Source organism: Mesorhizobium sp. M0074, from assembly GCF_040322975.1.
GTDB lineage: Bacteria > Pseudomonadota > Alphaproteobacteria > Rhizobiales > Rhizobiaceae > Mesorhizobium.
The window spans coordinates 1-572 of the sequence record NZ_JAMYUM010000104.1; the positions used below are offsets into that span (position 1 = coordinate 1).

The 572-nt window shown below is 69.6% G+C and carries 1 protein-coding gene; it reads right to left on the reverse strand.

Going from position 1 to position 572, the window contains the following annotated elements:
- On the reverse strand, positions 1–572 hold a 572-nt coding region (locus tag NKJ73_RS34170; RefSeq protein WP_352572798.1), incomplete at both ends, for an AMP-binding enzyme.

The following is a 572-nucleotide window of genomic DNA, read 5'->3' on the forward strand; positions in this document are numbered from 1 at the left end:
TCGTCGTCGGGGGCCGGCAGCGCCTGGCGGTCGAGCTTGCCGTTCGGTGTCAGCGGCAGCCCATCCAGCCGCACGAAGGCCGACGGCACCATGTAGTCGGGCAGCAGGCTACCCAGATGGGCGCGCAAGGAGGCAGCAAGCTGCGCGCCATCGGCCTCGTCCGATCCGTCCGCCGGCTTCGCCACCACATAGGCGACGAGCCGCTGGTCGCCGGTGCGATCGGCGCGCGCCACCACCACCGCATCGCCGACAAGCTCGTGCTCGCAAAGCCGCGCCGCGACCTCGCCCGGCTCGATGCGGAAGCCGCGGATCTTCACCTGGTCGTCGTTGCGGCCCAAAAACTCCAGATTGCCGTCCGGCAGATAGCGCCCCAGATCGCCGGTCCGATACAGCCGGTCGCCCTCCACAAAGGAGCTGGCGATGAACCGCTCCGCCGTCAGCTCGGGCCGGTTCAGGTAGCCACGCGCAACGCCGGCCCCGCCGATGTAAAGCTCGCCCACCGCCCCGAACGGCACCGGCCCACCATGACCGTCCAGAAGATAGATCCGCGTGTTGGCGATCGGACGGCCAAT